The organism is Clostridium sp. (assembly GCF_021443865.1).
Taxonomy (GTDB): domain Bacteria; phylum Bacillota; class Clostridia; order Clostridiales; family Clostridiaceae; genus Clostridium.
Genome location: NZ_JABUTB010000003.1, coordinates 192,095 through 215,596 on the forward strand (window position 1 = coordinate 192,095; position 23,502 = coordinate 215,596).

Sequence of the window (23,502 nt, forward strand, 5' to 3'; positions counted from 1 at the left end):
ATGCAAGTTTATAAAAAAACATTTAAGGTAGTTATGTACTCATCGACATTTAGTATGTCTTTAATGGCTCTTACATTAATTACAACATTAATTGTTTATAAAAAGAATAATAAATAATATTGCTTATAATAAAAAGGATATATACAAATTTGCATATATCCTTTTTAAACTTATACTCTATTTCTTATAACTCATATGAAGTAATTCATGAGCTCTTCCATGCCCTGGTTTACCCATATAGTTATCATACATATTATTTAAAGCTACATTTTCATGAGATTTTCTCTTCTTTAAGTTCTTATCTTGATTATATAATACTGATGCTCTTACGCTTCTAATGTCCATAGTTAATCTATTAGATGCATTAACATGAGGTTGACCACCACCATTTACACATCCTCCAGGACAAGCCATAACTTCAATAAAGTGATAATTTTTTTCTTCTAATTTCCCACTATTTATAAAATCAAATAAGCTTGAAGAGCCATTTATTACTGCTACATTATAGTTATCGCCACCAATCTCTATAGTTGCTTCTTTAATGCCTGCAAGCCCTCTTACTTCTTTATATTCTATATTTTCTAAATCCTTACCTTCAACAAAGTCTTTTGCTGTTCTTAATGCAGCCTCCATAACTCCACCAGTTGCTCCAAATATAGCACCTGCACCTGTATACTCTCCCATAGCTGGATCTGCTTCGCTATCTTCAAGTTTAGCAAAATCTATTTTTGCATCTTTAATCATTTTAGCTAATTCTCTTGTAGTTATTACTGCATCTATATTTCTTAATCCATTATTCTCCATTTCAGGTCTATCAGCTTCATATTTTTTAGCAGTACATGGCATTATAGTTACTGTAAAGACACTTTTAGGGTCTATGTCTGAAATAGTTGGATAATACGTCTTACTAGCTGTTCCAAATATTTGTTGTGGAGATTTAGCACTTGATAAATTCTCTAAAAGATTTGGATAATAGTTTTCTACTTGTCTTACCCAAGCTGGGCAACAAGAAGTAAACATAGGGAATGGTCCTCCCACCTTAATTCTTTCAATTAATTCAGTTGCTTCCTCCATTATAGTCATATCTGCACCAAAATTTATATCAAATATTTTATCAAAACCTAATTGTCTTAATGCTGTATATATTTTCCCAGTTACATCTACTCCATAGCCCATTTTGAAAAGTTCTCCCATGGCTGTTCTTACAGAAGGGGCCATAGCAACAATAACATGTTTCTCTTCATTTTCTAAGGCATCTTTTACTCTATCCATATGTGATTTTTCTGATAATGCATCTACTGGACATGCCGCTACGCATTGACCACATAATAAGCAATTAGTATCATCAAAACATTTTAAATCATCGGGTCCGATTATATTTTTACCATTAACTTCAATAAATTTTATAGATTCTGTTCCAGTCTTAGTTTTACAAGCTGCTACGCATCTTCCACAAGTAACGCACTTAGTTCTATCTATAACAATTGATTTACTTCTATCATCTACATACTCTGATTTATCTGCAACAACAAAGGGTTTACTTGCTTTAGATCTAGTCTTAATAACTAGCTTTAAAAACTCACAATTTTCTCTTCTTTTACAAGGTCCACATTTAAATTCATGCTTATCTAATAAGCTTGAAACTCTTTCTTTTATAGCTTCTTGAACTCTTTCAGTATTAGTATTTATAACCATACCATCTTCTGGAATTAGACAACAGGCTTTTTCTAAATCATCTTGTCCCTCTATCTCAACCAGACATACTCCACATTGGCCAACATTACCACAATCCTCAAGAAAACATAAAGAAGGAATATCAACTCCATTTTCCCTTGCTATTTTAATCAAATTATCGTCATTACTCACTAGAACCTTATTTCCATTAATAGTAACATTTTTCACCGAAACTTCCCCCTATACTTTTGTGTAATGAACCTTATTCATCCATTGTTATATTATTAACGATTTTTATTATACTCTCTTTCTTTAATAATTACTATCTTTTAATTAAATTAATAAGGAAAAAGATTTTATTTTTTAATTTTTACTTTCGCTATCTGATTTCATTTCCCAGTGTATAACAAATGCTAATATTGCTCTTAATATTATTATTGCAGCAAGAATATACATTTCGTCTAATGATCTTACTATAACAGTTTTTAATATCTCTGCTCCAAGCTTAAATTCAAGAGCAAGAGTTAATGACTTAGCTAATTCTACTTTAATAGGAATGTCCTCTTTTGTAATTATATTCACTATAAATGTATAAAAAGCTTTTACTGATCCTATAATAATTATTATTATCCCCATTAGCTCTAATATATGTATTACGCTTGGTGTAATAATTTCAATAATGTTTCCTGTCATTTTTATCCCTCCCCAGAAATTCCTACCAAATTATTATCTGTGATAATAGAAAATATGTAAAGTAAAATTATAGTCTATAGGTTTTTTACTTGTGTTTTATGGTAATATAATACTATAAAAAGTATATAGATATTATATTGTTTACTTTGTGGTAAACTGTATGTTGTCAGTATATAATATCTATTTTATCCATACTGAAGGAAGGAATTTATTATAAAGATAATTTATTTATAAATTCCCAAAAATATATTAATATGAGGTACCTTATGATACAAGTATATAACAGAAAAACACAAACATATGAAACTGAAAAAGTAGCTGGTGAAAATTATATTAAGTGGTCTTATGAGTCTCCTATAGGAAAAAATCTTACTGAACTACTTATAAAGAAAAAGTTCTTTTCTAAATTATATGGTGCTTATTGTGATTCTTCTTTAAGTAAGAAAAAAATATCAAGCTTTATAAAAGATTTTAATATAGATATGAATATTAGCTCTAATACAATAGATGATTTTAATAATTTTAATGACTTCTTTGTAAGATCTTTAAAAGAAGAAGCGAGACCTATTGATAAAGATAATAATATACTTACATCCCCTGGGGATGGTAGATTACTTGCTTATGAAAATATATCCATAGATAAGTTAATACAAGTTAAAGGCATACATTACAGCCTATCTGAACTAATTGAAGATAATGTTTTGGCTAAAGATTATGAAGGTGGCACTTGTCTAGTTTTAAGACTTTGCCCAACTGATTATCATAGATTCCACTTTGTAGATAGTGGTATTCCTTTAGAAAATCACTTTATAAAAGGTAATTATTATTCTGTAAACCCTGTTGCTCTTGAAAGAATACCAAAGCTTTATTGCCAGAACAAAAGAGAATGGAGCGTATTTAAGTCTGATAATTTTGGCGATATCCTTCATATTGAAGTTGGTGCTGCTTGCGTTGGTACAATAATTCAAAGCTATACTCCTGATAAAAGGGTTAGTAAGGGTGATGAAAAAGGATATTTTAAATTTGGTGGTTCTACTACTATACTCTTATTAAAAAAGGATTCAGTTAAAATTGATGAAGATATAATAAATCAATCAAACTTAGGTTATGAAACTATGGTTTTAATGGGTGAATCAATAGGTAAAAAGAAATAAATTAATTACTTAAGGAGTTAAATTTATGGGGGATTTAATATACAGACTTCTATTATTTTTAAATAGTAGTAAAGAAAATGATATAAATTATAATATAGCTCTAACTTTGCTTAGAAATATTCGTATTATTCCTAATATGTCTATTAATAAGCTATCTGAGCTATGTTACACTTCTCCTGCTGCAATAACTAGATTTTGCCACAAGCTTGGCTATTCTACTTTTATTGAGTTTAAGGAAAATATAAGAATAAATATAGATAGTTATAATGAAGGTCTTATGAAGCCTAAATCTATAAACTATGAAATATCCAGAGAGTCTATGTTAAATAATATGTCTCTTGAAATAATAAACGAAATTGAAACTTTTAAATCCTTTGTTGACTTAAAAATAGTAGATAGAGTTATAGAATTAATTTATAGTAGCAGTAATGTTTGTATATTTGGCACTCAATTTTCACAATTAATGGCTCAAGATCTGCAAAGAAAACTAGTTAATCTTTCAAAGATAATTTACAATGCAAATGATGTACAAGAACAAGAAAGACTGGCTAATGAATTAGATGAAAATTCTTTGGCAATCTTGATTTCTCCTTCATCAAGATTCACTATCTATCATGAGCGTTTATGGAAACAAATAGAAAGTAGTCCTGCTAAAGTAGTAGTTATTACTGAAAAAGAAAACCCTCATTATGAAAAAAGAAGTGATTATATAATTTATCTTCCTCCTAGAAATGATTCATATGAATATATACAAAGTCATAGATATGATTTAAGTTATCTTATTGAATACATATATACTAGATATGGAAGTATGTATAAGAGCTAAATAAAACTTAGTAAAATGTAAAATCTATAATGGAGAATGTAAAACGAAGAAATAGAGCCTATCTAGAGTTTATAAAAATAATATATTGTTAGTAGCATATTAAAATAACTTTAATAATTCTTCATTTTACATTCTAAATTTCTAATTATAATTTATTTTTGAAACCACACTGATTTTATAATCCTTTAATAATATTAATGAAGTTCTTTTTATCCTCTTCATTTTCAAACAAATTAAACCAATCACATATTTCAATAGCAAAATCTATAAATGCAGCTCCTTGTGCAGTTATAATGTTACCATCTCTTACAACCCTATCTACTACAAAATTCTCTCTTGGAAAAGGATCTTCTTCTCCATATCTATATACATATTCCTCATTCCATTCAACTATAGGAGTTGTATATTTCACATCATTTAATATACCTGACTTTGCTAGAGCTAATGTTCCTGCCCCACATATTCCCCCTATAAGCTTTCCTTGAGAGTTTAGTTCATTAATCAAATCTACAAACTCTTCTCTTATTTCTTTAAACCATCCACCAGAAATTATTAAGCCTTCAACCTCCTCAGTTAAAATATCACTAATTACTTTTTCAGGCTTATATATAAATCCTGATCTTCCTTTAATTAAACTATAATCATATGCAATTGGAATAACTTCTTTTCCAGCATCTGCACATAATAAATGACTAATTAAAGTTGTTTCATAATCTGTCATTCCATCAAAAATAAAAACTAATACTTTACCCATTTTACACCCTCTTTTCCATATTAATCTTATAAAATCTAGTGATTCTTATAAGATAATTATATCACTTATTGGATAAATATTGAAAAATAAAAAGAGCTTAACTTTAAAAATTAAGCTCTTTAATTGATAATTATTCTATTAAAATTCTGCTCTTTCTACCATTTCAATTTTCTCTATTACATCCTTAAATTGTGGTAAATAGTCCTTATGAGCAACTAACATTTCATTTAATAATTTTCTTCCTCTTACATCATCAGCAACTAATGGATTTGTTACCATTGCTAAAAGTGCAGTATTATAATTTCCTGTATAAGCTGCTTCTGCCGCTAATCTTTCAAAGGATTTAACTTGTGCTACTAACCCTTGTGCAAACACAGGTAAATCAGTAACAGTTTCTACTGGAACTGGGCCATTTTTCCCTATATAACAACTTACTTCAATAGCTGATTCATCTTCTAAATTCTTCAATGTTCCATTATTCTTTGTATTTACTGCAATTATAGTGTTTTTATCATTGTAAATTCCATTAATTACATTACATGCAACATCTGAATAATGAGCTCCACCACGTTTTGCTAATTCTTCAGGCTTGTCTTGTAAATTAACATCCTTATACATTTCAAATAGTTTCTTTTCAACTTCCATAACTACTTCTGCCCTAGTTTTACCACTCTTAAAGCCTTCTAATTCATCATTAAGCATATCTTTAGCTTTATAATAATATCTATGGTATGGGCAAGGTATTACTCCGAATGCTTTAATTGTAGCAACATCCCAACCTAAGTCTTTAATATTTGCCATTGTTTGACTCTTTGTATCAGGTGATGTTAATATTCTTATAACTTCATCTGTAACATCTTTTCCATCATTATAAACTCTTTCTGCATAAACCATATGATTTAATCCAGCAAAATCTACAGTTATTTTATCCTTATCTACTCCTAGTACATCTGCAAATGAGAATTCTAATCCTATTGGAACATTACATACACCGATTACCTTTTTATGAACTCCATATCTTAGTAAGGCTTCTGTTACTATACCTGCTGGATTGGTAAAGTTTATTAACCATGCATTTGGACATAACTCCTGCATATCCTTAGCTATATCTAATATTACTGGAACAGTTCTTAATGCTTTAAATAAACCTCCTGCTCCATTAGTTTCTTGTCCTAAAAACCCATGACTTAAAGGAATTCTTTCATCCTTACATCTTGCTTTTAATAATCCAACTCTTAATTGAGTTGTAACGAAATCTGCATCTTTTAAAGCTTCTCTTCTATCTAAAGTTAAATGAATGTTCATCGGAACTCCAGCTTTTTCAACCATTCTCTTAGCTAATGCTCCCACTATTTCTAGTTTTTCTTTTCCGTCTTCAATATCAACTAACCAATAATCACTTACTGGCATTTCATGATATCTTTTAATTAATCCTTCTACTAATTCAGGTGTATAACTTGACCCTCCACCTATTGTAACAATTTTTAAAGGTTTCTTTTCCATAATTCTAACCCCCACTCATATATTTTAATTTTATACCCTTATTATACATACATTTTAAAGTAAACAATTTCAAAATTTGAAAATCTAATCCTTACCTTTGGATATGATTTCCCTTATTTGATTTTTAAATTTCTCTTCTCTTCCATCAAAAATTATAATACTTATTCCCATTTCTCTTGCTCTATCCTTAACAGAAGGTTTAATTGGCTCCTTTGTAGCTACTAAAATCTTATATACATTTTTACCACCTATTTTATTGCTATATACATCTAATTCATTTAAAGCATTTTCATTGTATTTATCACTATCTTTACAAGAAATACAAATAACAACAGAATCCTTAACTGCAACTACATCTAACTCATTTCTAACAACTTTACTTTTATCATTCCATAAAAACATAAGTCCACTTCTTACTTCATCTATTTCTTTAATTTCATTAATTATGTTATTTGTTGCTACTTCTAACCATGTTCCACTTTTAAATATAAAAGACTTTAAATACTCATTCTTAAAGAAAACTTTTATATTCTTATTATCATTACTGTATTCTATTCCTCCTATTTCCTTTAAGTATACAAGTACTTTCTTTAAAATATCCCTTTCTTCTTTACTTAATAACTCTAAATTTATTTTAATAATCTGTGGTTCTTCAGCATAGTGAATAAAAATGTTAGAGTCATATAACTTTTGTTTATATTTATGCCAAAGCTCTAAATTCTTATAAATTCCCTTAGTTAATAAAATTAAATCCCTTTTACTAGATAATTTAGAGGAATCATTTATTACTTCTCCTCCACTTGCTTTTATAATCTTATCTAATTCCATATCTTCAAATTCTTCTTTTACTATCTCAACCTTATTATCAAATAAATATAAATATTTATTCTTTATATCTATGTATACAGCCTTTATAGCTTTATTTTTACATATATCTAGCATTCCTAAGGAATTTATTCTACTTCCCCCTGTGAGATTTACTAAAGTTTCCTTATTGTTCTCAGATATTATCCTCTCTAATTCTTTTATATCTCCTTCAATAACCATAACTTCCTTAAAAATTACCTTAGGAAGATAGGTCTTATAATAATTTTTTAATGACTTTAAAAAAGATTCATCTTCTTTTTTGTATATAAATATAACCTCTTTAGGATTAAACCTTCTTGTTGCAAGTATATTAAATTCATTATTTTTGTCTACCTGATTTATTAAAATCTCTATATTCATATAAACTTCCTCTTAAAAATAAAATATATTTTTAATTTGTCCTAAAGAATGTGAGTTTATCCTATTTATATGTAAAAAAGAAAAGGCTTAAATATTTAAGCCTTTTTATTTATTCTTATATTCTTTAATAAAAAAAACCTTACAACTAATTTGTAAGGTTTTTGGTACGGCGGAGAGGATTCGAACCCCCGACCAACTGGTTCGTAGCCAGCTACTCTATCCAACTGAGCTACCACCGCATATAATATAGTTTTTCAACATAAATTATATTATCATAACTATTATAATAAATCAAGCAACTATATTTAATCTTTAAACATTTAATTGTTAATATATATCTGAAAACTCTATTTCTAACAGTTGAATTTTATTACTTTTATCATCATTTAAACAGTAGTTTTCTTTTTCTTTAACAATCGTTATAGGTAGTGTAATTATAAATTCACAGCCTTTACCTAATTCACTCTTCACTATAATTTCCCCATCCATAGCTTTAACTAGATAATGAACTAAATCTAATCCTATTCCACTTCCTATAGAATCCTTATCTTTATTATTTTCCATTTGATAAAATCTATTGAATATCTTTTTTTGATATTCTTTTGCAATACCTGGTCCTTCATCTCTTACTGATATCTTAATTTCTTTTTCTACTACAAATATATCAATATATACGTTTGTATTACTATAAGAAAACTTTATAGCATTAGATAGTAAATTCATAAGTATTCTATCAATTGCTTCTGGATCTATTGCCATTATGCACTCTTCTTCATTTGTATCAAATATTAACTGTATATCCTTTTGTTTAGCATACTTATCTATACAATTTACTGTGCTTTCAAGCATAGAAATAATATCTAAATTTTTCTTATTTAGACTGTAATAATTATTTTCTAGCTTTGTAGTATCAATTAAGTTATTAACTAGTCTAAGCATTTTAAGACTATTCTTTCGTATTATTTCCAAGTATTCTCTGGCCTTTTTATCTGTTACACATGTACACCCATAATTAATTACCTGCATAACGCTTAATATTACATTTAAATGTCCTCGTAGGTCATGAGAAATATTTAACAAAAAATCTTCTTGCCTTGTTGTTTTCTTAATTGTCTCTGTTATGACACTCAATAAATCATCTTTTGTTAAGTCCCTTCCACTTCTCAAAAAAAACTCACTTAACTTATCCTTATTTGATAATAATTCCCTTTCTATAAATTCATTATTAATCATTATAATAATTCCTTTCATAACAGGTTTATATTAATTTTTTACCCCATAATCATAGTTTATCATATACACATTTTTACAACAAGATTTTTTTGTATTATTTTCCATTTATTGTGGTATATTTTATAATCTTATATAAATATAATACTATTATTGTACTTATATACTAATTTTTGTCCATATATGCTAAATATAAATCCCCAAATACTAGATATTTGTGTCTAATATTTGGGGGATAATCAAATATCTTTCGATATTTTTATACTTAACTTTTAATTCTTAAATAATTTGCTACTAGTATAAAATACATTCCTGAAATTAATATACCATAAGTTCCTAATGGAAATATTAATCCAAGTATTGTTGGGGCAGTTGTAGCATATATAGAAATCTTAAGTATATTTTCATACTTTAAACCTAATTTGTTTATTCCATTTAATATTAGACCTATTACAGAAAGTATTAAGGAATTTAACATAAATATAATATAAGTTAATATTATGGAGCTAAAAAAAGCTATGTATTTAGCTATTCCAATAATATTTAATGATTTTAATAGCATTTCATTATTTATTTGTCCTACTAAGGGTACTTCATTAAACTTAAAATTTGTTTCCTCTCCATTAAGTCTCACAGATATTCCATCCCTTAGTATAGCAATAGATGAATCTTTATGTACCACTATGCTTCTTATGCTTTCTTTTTCATCTAAAGAAATATTTGTATCAATATAGACTATATTTCTTCCTTCCTCAGTTTTTATAGGGGAATTCTCAAAATTTAATATTCCATCTTGTAAAGTAAACTTAAACTCATCTGATGAAATAACATTTTCCATAGTATTTTGTATAGAACTAATAGTTACGAAGCTAATTATTCCTTGTATAACACCAATTATTAAAGAGAATAGTAACGAATAAATAATTGCTTTTGAAAGCTTTTCTTTTATTAAGTCATTATATCCCTTTATGCTAGTTATACTGATTTTTAATTTTTTTATAAAGCTAATTTTTTCATTCATAATTCCTTAAACTCCTCAAAATTTCCTACTTAAATATTATTTTAACACACAATAGTGTATTTTATAAATTTTAATTTTTATGGTTAAAATTTATCACTTTTGTTAATGATTATAATATATGTTTTAAGGAGGTCTAAAAATGTATAGTAATAAATCCAAAAAGAGAAATAGATTTTCTATCTTTAAATTATTCTCTATTTTCCTTTTGTTAATACTACTAGGATTTACTGCAAATGTTTATTTAAATTCTCAATATGAAGAATTAACATCTGAATTTTATACTAGCTTTAATACCCATAATTTTACTAATGCAAAAGCTGTAATAAATAATAAAGCTTTAACTGTAAAAAAAGCTAAGCTTAATACTGATTTAACATCTTACTTTACTAATATAGTTAATAAAATATGTTCATCTTTATCTAATAACGAAATCAGTCCTAATTATGCCTTAGAAATATTAAATGAAATTAAAAGCTATAACGTATTAAATTCATCTTTAGATAAGTTAATTACTGCTTTAAATGATAAATATATTGATACTTCAGATTCTACAACTACTTCAACTTCTACTGATAATGCAATTAATTCAGATGATAACTTTAACTATAATGAAGATAGCTATTTAAATCTAGGTATAGCAGCTTTTAATGAAAAAGATTATGAAACTGCTATGAAATACTTTAATTTAATTGATAAGTCTTCCCCTAAAGATTATGAAATAGCCAAGGGATATATAAAAGATTTTAAATCAAATTACAAAATTTATTTAATGGAAAGTGTTGATGAACTGGTAGCAAACAAATATTATACAAAAGCACTTAATATCCTATCTAATTATGATGAAGATCTTTTAACTAAAGATGAAATAATTGAAGTTGAAAATAAAATTAATTCAATTAAGCTATTTAGAGAAGAGTATCAAGAAGATGATTCGGAATATACTTCTAATGCAATACTTCAAGAAATAACTCCAAGTAACATAAATGATTTTTCTATATCCAGTAAAACTTCTTACTTAGTTTATTTAAATTTAGCTAAGCAAATAACATATGTTTATGAAGGCTCAAATAATAATTGGGAGCTTATAAAGGAATTTAATAGTTCTACTGGTATAGAAGGTAAGGAAACTCCTAAAGGTATTTTTTCTGTTACTAATAGAGGTGATTGGTTCTTTGCAGAAGAATTTCAACAAGGTGCTAAGTATTGGGTTCAATTTATGGGAGATTACTTATTTCATTCTCTTCCATTTGATGAAAGTGGAGAAAATATAGTAGATTATACCTTAGGTACTCCAGCATCTCATGGCTGTATCCGATTAGCTGTAGAAGATGCTAAATGGTTATATGATAATATTGATAATGGAACAAAAATAATTATAAATTAAATAAGTTGGAGTTATCTCTTATGATAACTCCAACTTATTTTATCTAATTCATAATTTATAAACTTTGGAAGCTTATTAAATTAATTATTATATATAGACATTAATACTTAGTATATATATCTTGATAAGAAAAATCCATTATTATAAAAGGATCTTTTTCAGGATCTAACCTATTAATAATATTAACTAAATTTTCTTGTGGTATTGCAACACATCCATATGTATATGTCCCTAAGTCACAATGTAGGAATATAGCTGAACTCTTGCCAGGAATTACTGGCCATCTATTATAGTCAATAACTAACGAATAATTATAATATCCTTGAAACTCAATTAATTTTTCTGCTGAATTCCATCTTCCATTTGGTTCTCCAAACTGCATGGTATTATAATACTCTGAATTTACATCATCTATCCAATATTCAGTACCATCTAGCTGTCTATATCTTATACTACTTCCTGGATCTGCATTTATTCCAAAAGCCTCTGTTAATGAATATATTCCTGTTGGCGTACTCTTATCCATTTCGTAAACTTCACTAGCTGACTTCATTCCATTTTGTCCTAACCTAGCTGAAACCTTATCTACTAAACTCCAATTCCCATTATTGTCCTTTTCCCAAAATACTAGTTCTCCGTAAGATCCACCTTTACTTACAACAGTTATTATTTGACTTGAACGCTCAGAAGCTACTGTATTTTCAATTCCTAGTTTAGCAGTACTTCTATTACTATTATTTTCAGGGCTTCTAGCTTCAGGTTTAGATTCTTCTACTGTTTCCTCTTCTTCTTTTTCGGCTTCAGCTTCTTCTATTTCTTTTAACTTATTATTGTATTCTTCTTCAAGACTTGAGATATCCTCATTAGTATATCTTTCCTTAAACTTATCTATCAGCTCTTTTGCTAAAGATATATCTTCATTAATAGCTACAGATATTCTCTCCCTCGCTTCACTAACGTCTATATAATAATTTTTTATCTTTTCTTCAATTTTTAATATATCTTCATTTAAAGTATTAAATATTTCATTACTTAAATGACTATCATACTTTTCTTTAAAGTTCCTTACCTTTTCTTTTGCATTATCAATATTACTTTCATTTTTTAAGTCTAAAAAATCTACTAATATATCTTTATATGAAATCAAAATCTCATTATTTTCAGATTTATTTATGGATTCTATAGCTTCTTCATAGTTTCCATTTGCAATTTCTTCCTCTATTTTATTAATCATATTTCTTTCATTATTATTTTTATAAATGGAAATGCTAAAAATAACAATAAGTATAATTGATATAATAGAAGCTATTACTATTGTAATTTTTTTATTCTTCATTAGTTCCCCCCTATATTTATATTCTTATGGCAAGTATAACATATAAAATGTATCTATAAATTAATTAATTATTTCATTTTATGGTATTATTTATTTATAACAATTAAAAGGTGGTTAAGTATGAATATATTTATTCCAAAAGAGGTAAACTTTATTATTAACACATTTTACAAGAATAATTATGAGGCATATATGGTTGGTGGCTGCGTTAGAGATAGTATATTAGGGATTACCCCTAAAGATTATGATTTAACTACTTCTGCAAAACCTGAAACTACTATTTCACTTTTTAATAGGACTATCCCTACAGGTTTAAAACATGGTACTGTTACTATTTTAATAAATAATAATCCTTATGAAGTTACAACCTTTAGAACAGATGGCTCTTATTTAGATAATAGACGTCCTTCCTCTGTTAATTTTGTTACAGATATAAAAGAGGATTTATCAAGAAGAGATTTTACTATAAATGCCTTAGCATACAATGAAATTGCTGGCTTAATTGATTACTTTAATGGAATTAATGATATGAAAAATAAATTAATAAGATGTGTTGGTGATGCTGACAAACGATTTAAAGAAGACGCTTTAAGAATGCTTCGTGCTATTAGATTTAGCTGTCAATTGTCCTTTGATATAGAAATAAATACTTTAAATGCAATTAAAAAAAATTACTTACTTATCTCTAATATTAGCAAGGAAAGAATTAGAGATGAAATTTGCAAAATATTAGTCTCTCCTAATGCCTCTAAAGGACTTAAGTTGTTACAAGAAACTAATTTACTTGAAGTAATTTTACCTGATATAAATTCATTAGTTGGTTTTTCACCTAAATGTAGTAATCATAATAGAAATGTTTTCTCACATACATTAAAGGTTATTAATAATACTAATGATAATTTAATATTAAGATTATCAGCACTATTTCATGATGTAGGAAAAATAAATACATTAACACCATTTAATAGTGGAAGCTTTTATGGATTTCCTGGACATTGTATTGAAGGCTCTATAATGACTAAAAAAATATTATCTGACTTACGTTTTGATAATAATACAATAGAAATTGTATGTAAATTAATTGAGCATCATTTAGTTCTAAATGTTAATACTATGCCTACAAAATATGATGTTAAAAAGCTGCTAAATTCTGTTGGTAAAGATAATATGAATTTATTATTTTCACTTCAAAGAGCAGATATTAAATCCTTAAACAACCCTGAGCCTTTCTTAAAAAAGGTTTCTTATACTGAAGATTTAGTTAATGAAATTGTAAAGAATAAAGAGCCTCTTATAATAAAAGATTTAGATATAACAGGAAAAGATTTAATTAACACTCTAGGAATAAAACCTGGAAAATTAGTAGGAGAAACATTAAATAACTTACTAGAGAAGGTTTTAGAAAACCCAGCTTTAAATTCAAATGAGTCGTTAATTAATTTAGCAAAGATGTTTATAGATAATAATTAAAGAAGTACAGCTAAGCTGTACTTCTTTAATTATATTACTATTCATCTACTCTAACTTCTTTTCCTAATCCAAATAAATATAAATAGCTTTCTTTAACCCTTTTACCAGTTATCTTTTCCACAGCATCTTTGTAATATCTTAGCTGAACCTTATATTTTTCTATAATCTCATCTTCCATTCCTTCTACTACATAATCTGTTTTGTAATCTAAAAGGATTATTTCATTATCTTCTTCAAATATGCAATCTATAATACCTTGAAGTCTAACTTTCTCATCTTTATATCTATCTTCTGGCAATGCATTATTTACTTCTAAACTACTTATTTCTGTATAGAAAGGAAGCTCTCTTTTTAATAAATTACCTTCATTATATGAATTAATCATTCTTTTACCTAATTCACTTCTAAAGAAACCTAAAAAGTTTATTTTTTCAATAGCCTTTACCTCTTCTTCTAAAAGTAAATTATTATCCTTCATATCTTGAATTTGATTTCTTATTTCTTCCCTTGTGGATACTTTATCTAAATTTAACTTCTGCATTATAAAGTGTACAACTGTTCCTCTTTCAGATGCTGATAAGCCCTTCCTTTCTTGAAGGAACTTAGGCTTTAATACTTCCTTATCTCTAAATATGTTAACAGTTAATACATCATCATCTTCATGTTCATAAAGAGACCTTTTTAAGTCTGAAACTGACACATTGCTTGGTAGTGTTTCTGCTAAGTTATATTTATATTCATATCCTAATCTTCTACTTATCTCTTTATCAATTCTATTTACCTCTTTATTAATAAATAGACCATTTTCATCAATTTCATCCACAGCCACTTCATTTTTTTCCACATTCAATTGATTTTTTCTCCACATTTTAATCTTCCATGTGGAGAAATCATTCACAAGTACGCCGCTCTCTAATCCGATATATCTTCTAAGCTCTTCTCCATCTCTATGTTTACATAGAGCCATTCCAACCCAGTCTAAATAACTTTTTCCCTTTAATACTTCTGAAGCTGGAACTATTTCTTCATCTAATGCAGCTGCTGATGTCCATCTTGATATTGATTTTTCTAAATCTCTTGTTGCACCTGTTATAATTAGTTTTTCTTTAGCTCTTGTAAATGCAACATACAGAATTCTCATTTCTTCTGATAGAGTTTCAAATAATATTTTCTTTTTTATAGCTTCCTTCGATAAGGTACTATATGATATTCTCTTTTCTAAATCTACATAATCTGGACCAAATCCTAAATCATCATGATAAAGAATAGATTTATTTAAATCCATTAAGTTAAATTGTTTACCAAATCCAGAAGTAAACACTACTGGGAATTCAAGACCTTTACTTTTATGAATACTCATAATTCTAACAACATCTTCATTTTCTCCAAGAACCTTGGCACTTCCCATATCCCCAGAAGAATTTCTAAGCTTATTAATAAAATTAATAAAGTTAAATAAGCCTTTAAAGCTAGTTTGCTCAAACTGCTTTGCCCTTTGGAATAAGATTTTTAAATTTGCTTGTCTTAGCTTTCCATTTGGCATTGCCCCTACATATCCATAGTAAGCTGTATCCATATATAAATACCATATAAATTCATCTATAGGTGTATATATAGCCCTCTTTCTCCACTTTTCTAGATTATTAATAAATACTCTACATTTATTTTTAAGTTCTTCATTAATTTCATGTTGGTCTTCTGATATCTCTTTTATAATTTCATAGAAGTATTTTTCCTTATTTACAAGCCTAATGTCACCTAATTCTTCTGCACTAAAGCTAACTAAAGGAGATCTTAAAACAGAAATCATAGGAACATCTTGCATTGGATTATCTATTATTTTTAGTAAGGACATTATTGTTCTTATTTCAATAGTTTCAAAATATCCTGTTCCTGTATCAGCATAAATAGGAATTCCTTCTGAACCAAGCTCCTCTAAAAATAATTCTGCCCAATTTTTAGTTGCTCTTAATAAGATAACTATATCTTTATACTTTAATGGTCTATATTCTCCAGTTTCCTTATCTAAGACTTTAAATATCTTTCCTGTCTTTAAATCAGGATTCATTAGTTCTTTTATTCTTCTTGCAACTATTCTTGCTTCTAGAGTTATTGCATCAACATCTTCCTCTTCTTCTTTTTCTTCATCACCTAAATTTACTTCTTCTATTTTATCTTCTTCTGGAATATCTTTATCCTTTGACTTATCTAAAATATGAAGTTCTATAGGACCTGCTATAATTACATTATCATCTTGATTTTCTTTATAGCTAGCTCCTAAATTTAAAGCTTCCTCATCTGTATATTCTAACTCTCCAACATTGTTAGACATAACTTCTTTAAATATATAATTAACTCCACATATAACTTCTTCTCTACTTCTAAAGTTCTTATATAATTGGATTTTTCTATTTAAGCTTCCCTCTTCTAATGGATACTTATTATATTTATCTAAGAATAGTTCTGGTTTTGCTTGTCTAAATCTATATATACTTTGCTTAACATCACCAACCATAAATACATTCGGATTCTCTAAGTTCTTTCTTGATACTAAATCTATAATAGCTTCTTGAACATTATTAGAATCCTGATATTCATCTACAAGAACTTCATCAAAGTATTCTCTAAATCCTTCAGATACACTTGATGGAATTATATTTCCTTCATCATCATATTTGATAAGTATTTTTAAGCATAAATGTTCTAAATCATTAAAATCTAATAGATTTCTTTCTCTCTTTTTTATTTTAAATCTCTCTATAAAATCTAAAGTAAGCTTACTAATCATCTTCATATATGGATAGGATTTTTTTATTCCCTCTAATGCTTCTTCTATAGATATAGAAAAACTATCTTCAATTAGCTTTGATGATTTTTTCTTAATATTATCTCTTATAGACTTTACTATTTCTAAAGCCTCTGGATCTGAAACTTTATCCTTCTTAACTGATTTTAATCTTCCAAAGCTAACATTACTTATTTCATTATAAAGAACTTCCACTCCCTGATTTAATGATTCTATAACTGAATTAAACATATTTAATTCATCATTAAACGTTTGTAGATATGCTTCTAATCCTTCTGTGCTATTAATTAACTCAATAGCCTTTTCTAATGTCTTTATATACCCAGATACTTCAATATATATAGTTTCCTTTAATACTTGTATCCATGGAGTTTTATTTAAATCTTCAATAGTATCTATATTAAAAGCTTCTGCACTATCCTTTAACCATTTTTCTGGCCACGGTCCACTCATAGAAAATCTATATAAATCCAATATTATATTTTTTAATTTTTCATCATCCTTAGATGTACTATATGCTTCAATAAGATTTCTAAATTCTCTATCTTCATTTTCATAGTAATCTTCAAACATATCATTAATTACTTCTAATTTTAATAATGTATTTTCTGTTTCATCTGCTATCCTAAAGGTTGGATCAAGGTCTATAATGTGATAGTAGTTTTTAATAACATCTAAACAGAAGGAATGCATAGTAGTTATATTAGCTCTACTTAAAAGTGTTAATTGCCTTTGTAAAATCTTTGAATTTGGATTAACTTCTAATGCCTTTGATATAGCATCAGCTATTCTTTCTCTCATTTCTGCTGCTGCTGCTGATGTAAATGTAACAACTAATAATCTATCTATATCTATAGGATTATCCTCATTAGTTATAATCCTAATAATTCTTTCAACTAAAACTGCTGTTTTACCTGATCCTGCTGCTGCTGCCACTAAAAGATTGCATTCTCTTGTTGTAATTGCTTTTAACTGATCTTCAGTCCATTTAGTACTTCCCATCTATTATGCTTCTCCTCCCTTCTCTACTTCATCCTTTATTAAATTCCATGCTTCTTCATTACTCTTCTTTAAGACAATTTTATATTTATTATTTTCTATAGAAGTATCAAATTGGCATACTGATGAATAATCACAGTAATCACAATATGGAGTATTATTATTTTTACATGGAACTATTTTTATCTCTCCACTTAGCATTTCTTCACAAAGCTCTGCCATTTTATCATTAACATACTTTCTTAATATATCAAATTGCTCTTCTGTAACTACTGAACTTGTTGCTGTAAAATTCCCATCCTTTTTGATTGCTGCTGGAATAATTAATGAATAGGCTGATTCTATATCACTATCCATAGCCTTAACAACACTTATATCCTTAAGCAATAATCCACTCATTTTTAATTCTTTTAATATATTATTCTTTATTTCCTCTTCTGTAAGAGGCTTTTTAGATTTAATTATTGGATCATCTATTTTAAAGTATAATATTGCTCCTGGCATTGCTTGTTTTTCTAAAATGTATTTTGAATTTTTAATAAGGGCATCTAAATAAACTAATAACTGTATTTGCAGGCCATAATAAACTTCTGTTAAGTTAAATTTCTTATTACCTGACTTATAATCAACTACCTTAATATAAGTATTTCCATCTAGGTCTAAGGTATCTATTCTATCTACTCTACCTACTAAATATACAGTTTCATTAGATGGTAAATCTATCTTTATAGCCTCACCATCCTTAAATCCTCCAAATTCAAATTCATTTCTAAAGACTTCAAATTTTCCTTTTCTCATTTGTTCTGAAATAACCATAACAGATTTAGTTATAGTCCTCTTAAATCTATCTGCAAAATATTGATATTTTTTTGTACTATTTAATATCGAATTAGTGTCCCCTTCAAGTTTTCTATCTACTAACTCATTAACTATAATCTTACATCTTTCTTTATTTAAATCAGACCAAGCTATTTTTTCCGTCCTAATTTTATTAGTAAAATCATCTAGTATATCATGCATAAATGAGCCTAAGTCTGGTGCTGAAAATTCATATACTTTTCTATCCTTTGCTTTTAATCCATATTGAACATAATATGAAAATGGACATTGAGCATATTTCTCTATTCTTGATATATTAAATACTAATTTCTTGTTTTCTAATTGATAAAGTCTTCTTATTTTCTCTCTAGGAACCTTTTCTACTAAATTAGTATAAGTAAGTCCCTTAAACATTGTATTTGCTTTATTTCTAAATTCTTCATCATTTTCAAACCATCTAAAAGCTTCTGCCCAATATTCATCTACCTTTTCCTTTTCAAACTCCATTCTTAAAGCTGATATTAATTCATTAAATGTTGGAATTGGTGCTGTAATCTTATTAAACTTATCATTTTTATCTCTTAAGTTGTAGATTTCACTTTCTTCTACTACATTAGGAAGTATTTTTTTAAGCCTTGGAATTATTATAGATGGTCTTAAAGATTTCCCTTCAAAGTCTGCCATAGGGAAGGTTATCATTAAATATTCAGATGCTATAGTTAATGCTGTATAAACAATAAATTGTTCTTCAAAAGCTCTACTCTTAGTATCTGAAGCCAATCTTATTCCAATGTTCTTTAATATATCTCTTTCCCTATCATTGATTATACCTTCATCTTTACTTACCGCTGGAAGAACTCCATCATTTACACCTATTAAATATAAAGCTTTTACTTCTCTTCCTTTTACTCTAGATATATCTCCTATATTTACTTGGTCTAAAGACATAGGAATTACTCCAATTTCTTTTTCTTCAAAGCCTGATATAAGAATTTTAGTAAATTCTTTTATATCTATAACTTCATCACCTAGTACTTCAACTAATTGATCTAATATCTCCATAACCATTTCAGGTACTTGCATATATTCCTTTATTTTATCTTGAAGTCCTAATTCATTAAATTCATCTAACCAAGTTTCTAATGTTTTAAATACATTTAATTCATTTAAGAATTCATATAGACTTGTAGATATATCTCTTACTGTTCTTTTACCTCTTAGCTTATTATGAAGATTAATTAAAGGATATCTTATTTCTTCCATAATTTCTAAAACTAAATTTTCCTCTTCGGATATATTTTCTTTATCGTATAAATCCTTAGTCCACTTATATCCCTTTATTCCATTAGCTAAAACATAATTTTCAAGTATATCTATATACTTTTCTTCTATATTTATTAAACCACTTTTTAAATACTTAAACATACTTTCATAAGACCAATTACTAGTTAATATTTCTAAAGATGAAATTATTAATACTACTAAAGGGTTATCTAATATTTCTCTTTTCTTATCTAAGAAAAATGGAATTTTATAATCATTAAAAATAACAGTAGCTATCTTTTCATATTCATCTATGTTTCTACAAACAACAGCTATATCTTTATATCTATATCCCTTATCTCTTACTAGAATTAAAATATCCCTAGCTATTGTGTCAATTTCCTCATAACTATTATTAGCCTTATAAAGTCTTACATTATCATCCTTACCCTTATAATGCATAAATGGATAAGTGAAAAAGTGCTTTTCTAGATGCTGAAGGTCCTCACTATTTAAAAATCTATAGGAGTATCCCTTATTTAAATCTATAGGCTCCATATAAGATATATTATTTTCCTTCATCATATTTAATATGGCATTTTCAGTATTCTTTATAGCATCAAATATATCTGTATAATCTACTTCTCTTCCACCACTTAAACTATCACTACATAATGTTATATTTACTGTTTTAGCTCTTTTAGTTAACACCTTTATTACTTCTAATTGTTGTGGAGTAAAGGTAGTAAATTCATCTATCCATACTTCAGCTCCATCATATATATTACAATCGCTTAACTTACTAGCTAATAGTGTTAATTCATCATCAGAGTCTATAAATTTTTTATGAAGTACTTCATTAAAATCTCTATAAATTATTTTTAAATCATTCACTTTCTTTTTTAATTCTTCATCATGAATTTCCTCTTCTTTAATTCCTAGTATTTCCGAGGAAATATTATATTTCTTAAATTCAGTTATTGCTTTAGAAACTATTGATGAAAATCCTTGTTCCTTACTCATTCTATTGAAGTACTGAAGATTATCTCCATTTTCTCTTAGTAATTTATATATAAGCATGTTTCTTCCTGAATCACTAATTTTTACATCTGTTCTTCCACCGCATTCTTCGAATACTCTATGAGCCATTCTTTTAAAACTTAATACTTGGCCTCTTAAGAATCCTTTTTCAGTAACTATATCTAAAAACTTTTTTTCAGTATCAAATGTATATTGCTCTGGTACAATTAATATAAGTTTATTATTCCCAGTATTATTTTCAATTTTCTTTTTGATTTGCTCTAAACAGAATCTACTTTTGCCTGTACCTGCTCTTCCGAAAATAAATCTAATTCCCATACAAACACTCCTTTATTTAATATCTTAATTATACCCTAAGTACTTAAATAAATTCTTTCTTTAACAATCCCATAACTATAGTATCTAGATACCTTCCCGAGTAATAATACTTACTTCTTCTTATACCCTCTTCTTTAAATCCACACTTTTTATAACAACTTATAGCTCTTTTATTAGCACTAACAACTTCTAGTTCTATTTTATGAGCTTGTCTATTATTGAAAAGATATTTACATAAGGCTTTTATTGAATCTTGTCCATATCCCTTATGCCAATAATCCTTACCTATAGTTATCCCAATTGAATAAACATCCATAGTATAACTATTTTCCTTATAATACATATATCCTATTATATCGCTATAATTATTTACTATTACTAGTTCCTTTTTATTAGGTCTATTAAGATGATGAAATTGACTATTTATATATTCCTTCGTCATAACACCAGTAGCTAGTCCATTATATTTTAATACATCTTTATCAGAGCATATATTAAATAAAATATCTATATCCTCTCTTACTACATCTCTCATATATATATTTTCTCCATATATCATATCATCATCTCCTCCACCTTTTTCCACATAATATTATTATAAGTCTTTTCTATACAATAAAAAAAGTCTTGTATTATCATATGTTATATAAAGTTAGATTTTAATAATAAAAGGCTGTATTATAATACTAATTATTATAATACAGCCTTATTTATCTATTTACTTTCTAAAATGGCTAATGCAGCGGCACCTAATACTCCTGCTTTGCCTCCTAATACTGCTTTTTCTACCTTGCAATTATTATATATTGTCTTTAAGCATCTTCTTTCCATTTCATAATCTATTTTATCAAATACTATTCTACCAGCTTCACTAACTCCTCCACCTATAATTATCTTATCCGGATCAAATGAATTAGCTATATTAGAAATAGTTATTCCTAAGTATGATAATGCATCATTTAATATATCCTTAGAAACCTTATCTCCTTTTTCTGCTTCTAAGAATACTTCTTGAGCTGTTACTTCTTCATAATTTCTTAGAGAAGTTTCTACTTTGCTTTCTAAAGCCTCCTTAGCTCTTTTCATTATAGCAGTTCCTGATGCCAATGCTTCCGCACAACCTGTATTACCACATCCACATCTAGGGCCACCCTTCATTACAGTTATATGACCTATTTCTAAAGCATTTGATGTGCTTCCTCTAAATAAACTTCCATTTAGAATTGCACCACCACCTATTCCAGTACTTACTGTAACAAATACCATATTTTTGCTTCCTTTTCCTGCTCCGAACATGTACTCACTTAAAGTAGCAACATTTGCATCATTATCTAGATAAGTATCTATTTTGTATTTTTCTTTTATAGGTTTTACTATATTAAAATTCTTAAATGGTAAATTTGGAGTATATACTATTAATCCATTTTCTACATCTAATGGTCCTGGTGATCCAACTCCAATTGCTTTAACTTCATTTATATCTGTTCCTGTTAAAACATCATCTATAGTATTAATGATCTTTTCTAAAACTACAGAATCTCCCTTTTGAGCTTCAGTTTTTACTGTAACTTCTTTAACTATGTTCCCATCTAGATCAACTAACGCAGTATATATCTTAGTTCCCCCTAAGTCTACACCTACTACATACTTCTTTTCCATCTCCATCCTCCCAAATATACATATTATATTATTCTTAATTAAGATAAAAATAGTATATCACTTAGGGAAATTGTTTACAATAAAATTAGTTCCTACTTTAAATCACTTTGTTTTTTTATACAAAAAAAGCACCTAATATTCATTAGATGCTTTTGGCGGAGAAACCGGGATTTGAACCCGGGCGCCAGTTACCCGACCTACGCCCTTAGCAGGGGCGCCTCTTCAGCCACTTGAGTATTTCTCCATGTGCCCTCATAAAAGGTTATTTGGCGGAGAGAGTGGGATTTGAACCCACGGTACCCGCAAAGGTACGCCGGTTTTCAAG

At 27.5% G+C, this 23,502-nt stretch carries 16 protein-coding genes, 2 tRNA genes and 1 pseudogene; 5 read left to right on the top strand and 14 right to left on the bottom strand.

Going from position 1 to position 23,502, the window contains the following annotated elements; genetic code table 11:
* A pseudogene (locus HUJ77_RS01640) lies at positions 1–96 on the top strand (DUF4956 domain-containing protein); the annotation flags it as partial.
* An 81-nt stretch (positions 97–177) separates the two neighbouring features.
* Here the strand turns inward: HUJ77_RS01640 and HUJ77_RS01645 are convergent.
* Entirely contained in the window at positions 178–1,902 is a 1,725-nt protein-coding gene (locus HUJ77_RS01645) for a ferredoxin hydrogenase (RefSeq protein ID WP_291706827.1), read from the bottom strand.
* Positions 1,903–2,037: 135 nt separating this feature from the next.
* Positions 2,038–2,367, bottom strand: coding sequence for a DUF1622 domain-containing protein (locus HUJ77_RS01650; protein WP_291706828.1), 330 nt, complete (start codon positions 2,365–2,367; stop codon positions 2,038–2,040).
* 266 nt (positions 2,368–2,633) lie between these two features.
* Here HUJ77_RS01650 and HUJ77_RS01655 point away from each other — a divergent pair, with 266 nt between their 5' ends.
* Positions 2,634–3,521 carry a phosphatidylserine decarboxylase gene (locus tag HUJ77_RS01655; RefSeq protein WP_291706829.1) on the top strand — a complete coding sequence of 296 codons (888 nt, stop codon included), beginning with the start codon at positions 2,634–2,636 and terminating at the stop codon, positions 3,519–3,521.
* Between the two features lie 25 nt (positions 3,522–3,546).
* Positions 3,547–4,347, top strand: coding sequence for a MurR/RpiR family transcriptional regulator (locus HUJ77_RS01660; protein WP_291706830.1), 801 nt, complete (start codon positions 3,547–3,549; stop codon positions 4,345–4,347).
* A gap of 175 nt (positions 4,348–4,522) precedes the next feature.
* Here the strand turns inward: HUJ77_RS01660 and HUJ77_RS01665 are convergent, their stop codons facing one another.
* The 6 genes from HUJ77_RS01665 to HUJ77_RS01690 form a co-directional block, all read right to left on the bottom strand.
* Entirely contained in the window at positions 4,523–5,101 is a 579-nt protein-coding gene (locus HUJ77_RS01665) for a DJ-1/PfpI family protein (protein WP_291706831.1), read from the bottom strand.
* Between the two features lie 138 nt (positions 5,102–5,239).
* Positions 5,240–6,604, bottom strand: coding sequence for a 6-phospho-beta-glucosidase (locus tag HUJ77_RS01670; RefSeq protein WP_291706832.1), 1,365 nt, complete (start codon positions 6,602–6,604; stop codon positions 5,240–5,242).
* Between the two features lie 84 nt (positions 6,605–6,688).
* On the bottom strand, positions 6,689–7,831 hold the full coding sequence (locus tag HUJ77_RS01675) for a DUF1887 family CARF protein (protein ID WP_291706833.1): 1,143 nt from the start codon (positions 7,829–7,831) through the stop codon (positions 6,689–6,691).
* Between the two features lie 162 nt (positions 7,832–7,993).
* Positions 7,994–8,070: transfer RNA gene (locus HUJ77_RS01680), tRNA-Arg, on the bottom strand.
* 88 nt (positions 8,071–8,158) lie between these two features.
* Positions 8,159–9,064 carry a HAMP domain-containing sensor histidine kinase gene (locus tag HUJ77_RS01685; protein WP_291706834.1) on the bottom strand — a complete coding sequence of 302 codons (906 nt, stop codon included), beginning with the start codon at positions 9,062–9,064 and terminating at the stop codon, positions 8,159–8,161.
* 262 nt (positions 9,065–9,326) lie between these two features.
* Positions 9,327–10,082: a DUF1189 family protein gene (locus HUJ77_RS01690; RefSeq protein ID WP_291706835.1), complete on the bottom strand. Its 756-nt coding sequence runs from the start codon at positions 10,080–10,082 to the stop codon at positions 9,327–9,329.
* A 139-nt stretch (positions 10,083–10,221) separates the two neighbouring features.
* On the opposite strand from HUJ77_RS01690, the gene HUJ77_RS01695 reads away from it, so the two are divergent.
* On the top strand, positions 10,222–11,466 hold the full coding sequence (locus HUJ77_RS01695) for a L,D-transpeptidase (protein WP_291706836.1): 1,245 nt from the start codon (positions 10,222–10,224) through the stop codon (positions 11,464–11,466).
* Between the two features lie 100 nt (positions 11,467–11,566).
* Here HUJ77_RS01695 and HUJ77_RS01700 read toward each other — a convergent pair whose 3' ends face one another.
* Positions 11,567–12,802, bottom strand: coding sequence for a hypothetical protein (locus HUJ77_RS01700; RefSeq protein WP_291706837.1), 1,236 nt, complete (start codon positions 12,800–12,802; stop codon positions 11,567–11,569).
* A 120-nt stretch (positions 12,803–12,922) separates the two neighbouring features.
* On the opposite strand from HUJ77_RS01700, the gene HUJ77_RS01705 reads away from it, so the two are divergent.
* Complete coding sequence (locus HUJ77_RS01705; RefSeq protein ID WP_291706838.1) at positions 12,923–14,272, top strand: CCA tRNA nucleotidyltransferase; 1,350 nt, start codon at positions 12,923–12,925, stop codon at positions 14,270–14,272.
* A 37-nt stretch (positions 14,273–14,309) separates the two neighbouring features.
* Here HUJ77_RS01705 and addA read toward each other — a convergent pair whose 3' ends face one another.
* From addA to HUJ77_RS01730, 5 genes are all read right to left on the bottom strand, one after another.
* Complete coding sequence (addA, locus tag HUJ77_RS01710) at positions 14,310–18,080, bottom strand: helicase-exonuclease AddAB subunit AddA (protein ID WP_291706839.1); 3,771 nt, start codon at positions 18,078–18,080, stop codon at positions 14,310–14,312.
* A 3-nt stretch (positions 18,081–18,083) separates the two neighbouring features.
* Positions 18,084–21,518 carry a helicase-exonuclease AddAB subunit AddB gene (addB, locus tag HUJ77_RS01715; protein WP_291706840.1) on the bottom strand — a complete coding sequence of 1,145 codons (3,435 nt, stop codon included), beginning with the start codon at positions 21,516–21,518 and terminating at the stop codon, positions 18,084–18,086.
* A gap of 43 nt (positions 21,519–21,561) precedes the next feature.
* Positions 21,562–22,077 carry a GNAT family protein gene (locus HUJ77_RS01720; protein WP_291706841.1) on the bottom strand — a complete coding sequence of 172 codons (516 nt, stop codon included), beginning with the start codon at positions 22,075–22,077 and terminating at the stop codon, positions 21,562–21,564.
* A 155-nt stretch (positions 22,078–22,232) separates the two neighbouring features.
* On the bottom strand, positions 22,233–23,177 hold the full coding sequence (locus HUJ77_RS01725) for an ROK family protein (protein WP_291706842.1): 945 nt from the start codon (positions 23,175–23,177) through the stop codon (positions 22,233–22,235).
* A 153-nt stretch (positions 23,178–23,330) separates the two neighbouring features.
* A tRNA-Ser gene (locus HUJ77_RS01730) sits at positions 23,331–23,421 on the bottom strand.
* Positions 23,422–23,502: the final 81 nt, after the last annotated feature.

Bases quoted from the DNA above. Each gene is read 5' to 3' on its own strand.
- HUJ77_RS01720 (WP_291706841.1), bottom strand. From the start codon at position 22,077: ATGATATATGGAGAAAATATATATATGAGAGATGTAGTAAGAGAGGAT.
- HUJ77_RS01685 (WP_291706834.1), bottom strand. From the start codon at position 9,064: ATGATTAATAATGAATTTATAGAAAGGGAATTATTATCAAATAAGGAT.
- HUJ77_RS01670 (WP_291706832.1), bottom strand. From the start codon at position 6,604: ATGGAAAAGAAACCTTTAAAAATTGTTACAATAGGTGGAGGGTCAAGT.
- HUJ77_RS01650 (WP_291706828.1), bottom strand. From the start codon at position 2,367: ATGACAGGAAACATTATTGAAATTATTACACCAAGCGTAATACATATA.
- HUJ77_RS01660 (WP_291706830.1), top strand. From the start codon at position 3,547: ATGGGGGATTTAATATACAGACTTCTATTATTTTTAAATAGTAGTAAA.
- HUJ77_RS01690 (WP_291706835.1), bottom strand. From the start codon at position 10,082: ATGAATGAAAAAATTAGCTTTATAAAAAAATTAAAAATCAGTATAACT.
- HUJ77_RS01655 (WP_291706829.1), top strand. From the start codon at position 2,634: ATGATACAAGTATATAACAGAAAAACACAAACATATGAAACTGAAAAA.
- HUJ77_RS01665 (WP_291706831.1), bottom strand. From the start codon at position 5,101: ATGGGTAAAGTATTAGTTTTTATTTTTGATGGAATGACAGATTATGAA.
- HUJ77_RS01705 (WP_291706838.1), top strand. From the start codon at position 12,923: ATGAATATATTTATTCCAAAAGAGGTAAACTTTATTATTAACACATTT.
- addB (WP_291706840.1), bottom strand. From the start codon at position 21,518: ATGGGAATTAGATTTATTTTCGGAAGAGCAGGTACAGGCAAAAGTAGA.
- HUJ77_RS01700 (WP_291706837.1), bottom strand. From the start codon at position 12,802: ATGAAGAATAAAAAAATTACAATAGTAATAGCTTCTATTATATCAATT.
- HUJ77_RS01695 (WP_291706836.1), top strand. From the start codon at position 10,222: ATGTATAGTAATAAATCCAAAAAGAGAAATAGATTTTCTATCTTTAAA.
- addA (WP_291706839.1), bottom strand. From the start codon at position 18,080: ATGGGAAGTACTAAATGGACTGAAGATCAGTTAAAAGCAATTACAACA.
- HUJ77_RS01675 (WP_291706833.1), bottom strand. From the start codon at position 7,831: ATGAATATAGAGATTTTAATAAATCAGGTAGACAAAAATAATGAATTT.
- HUJ77_RS01725 (WP_291706842.1), bottom strand. From the start codon at position 23,177: ATGGAAAAGAAGTATGTAGTAGGTGTAGACTTAGGGGGAACTAAGATA.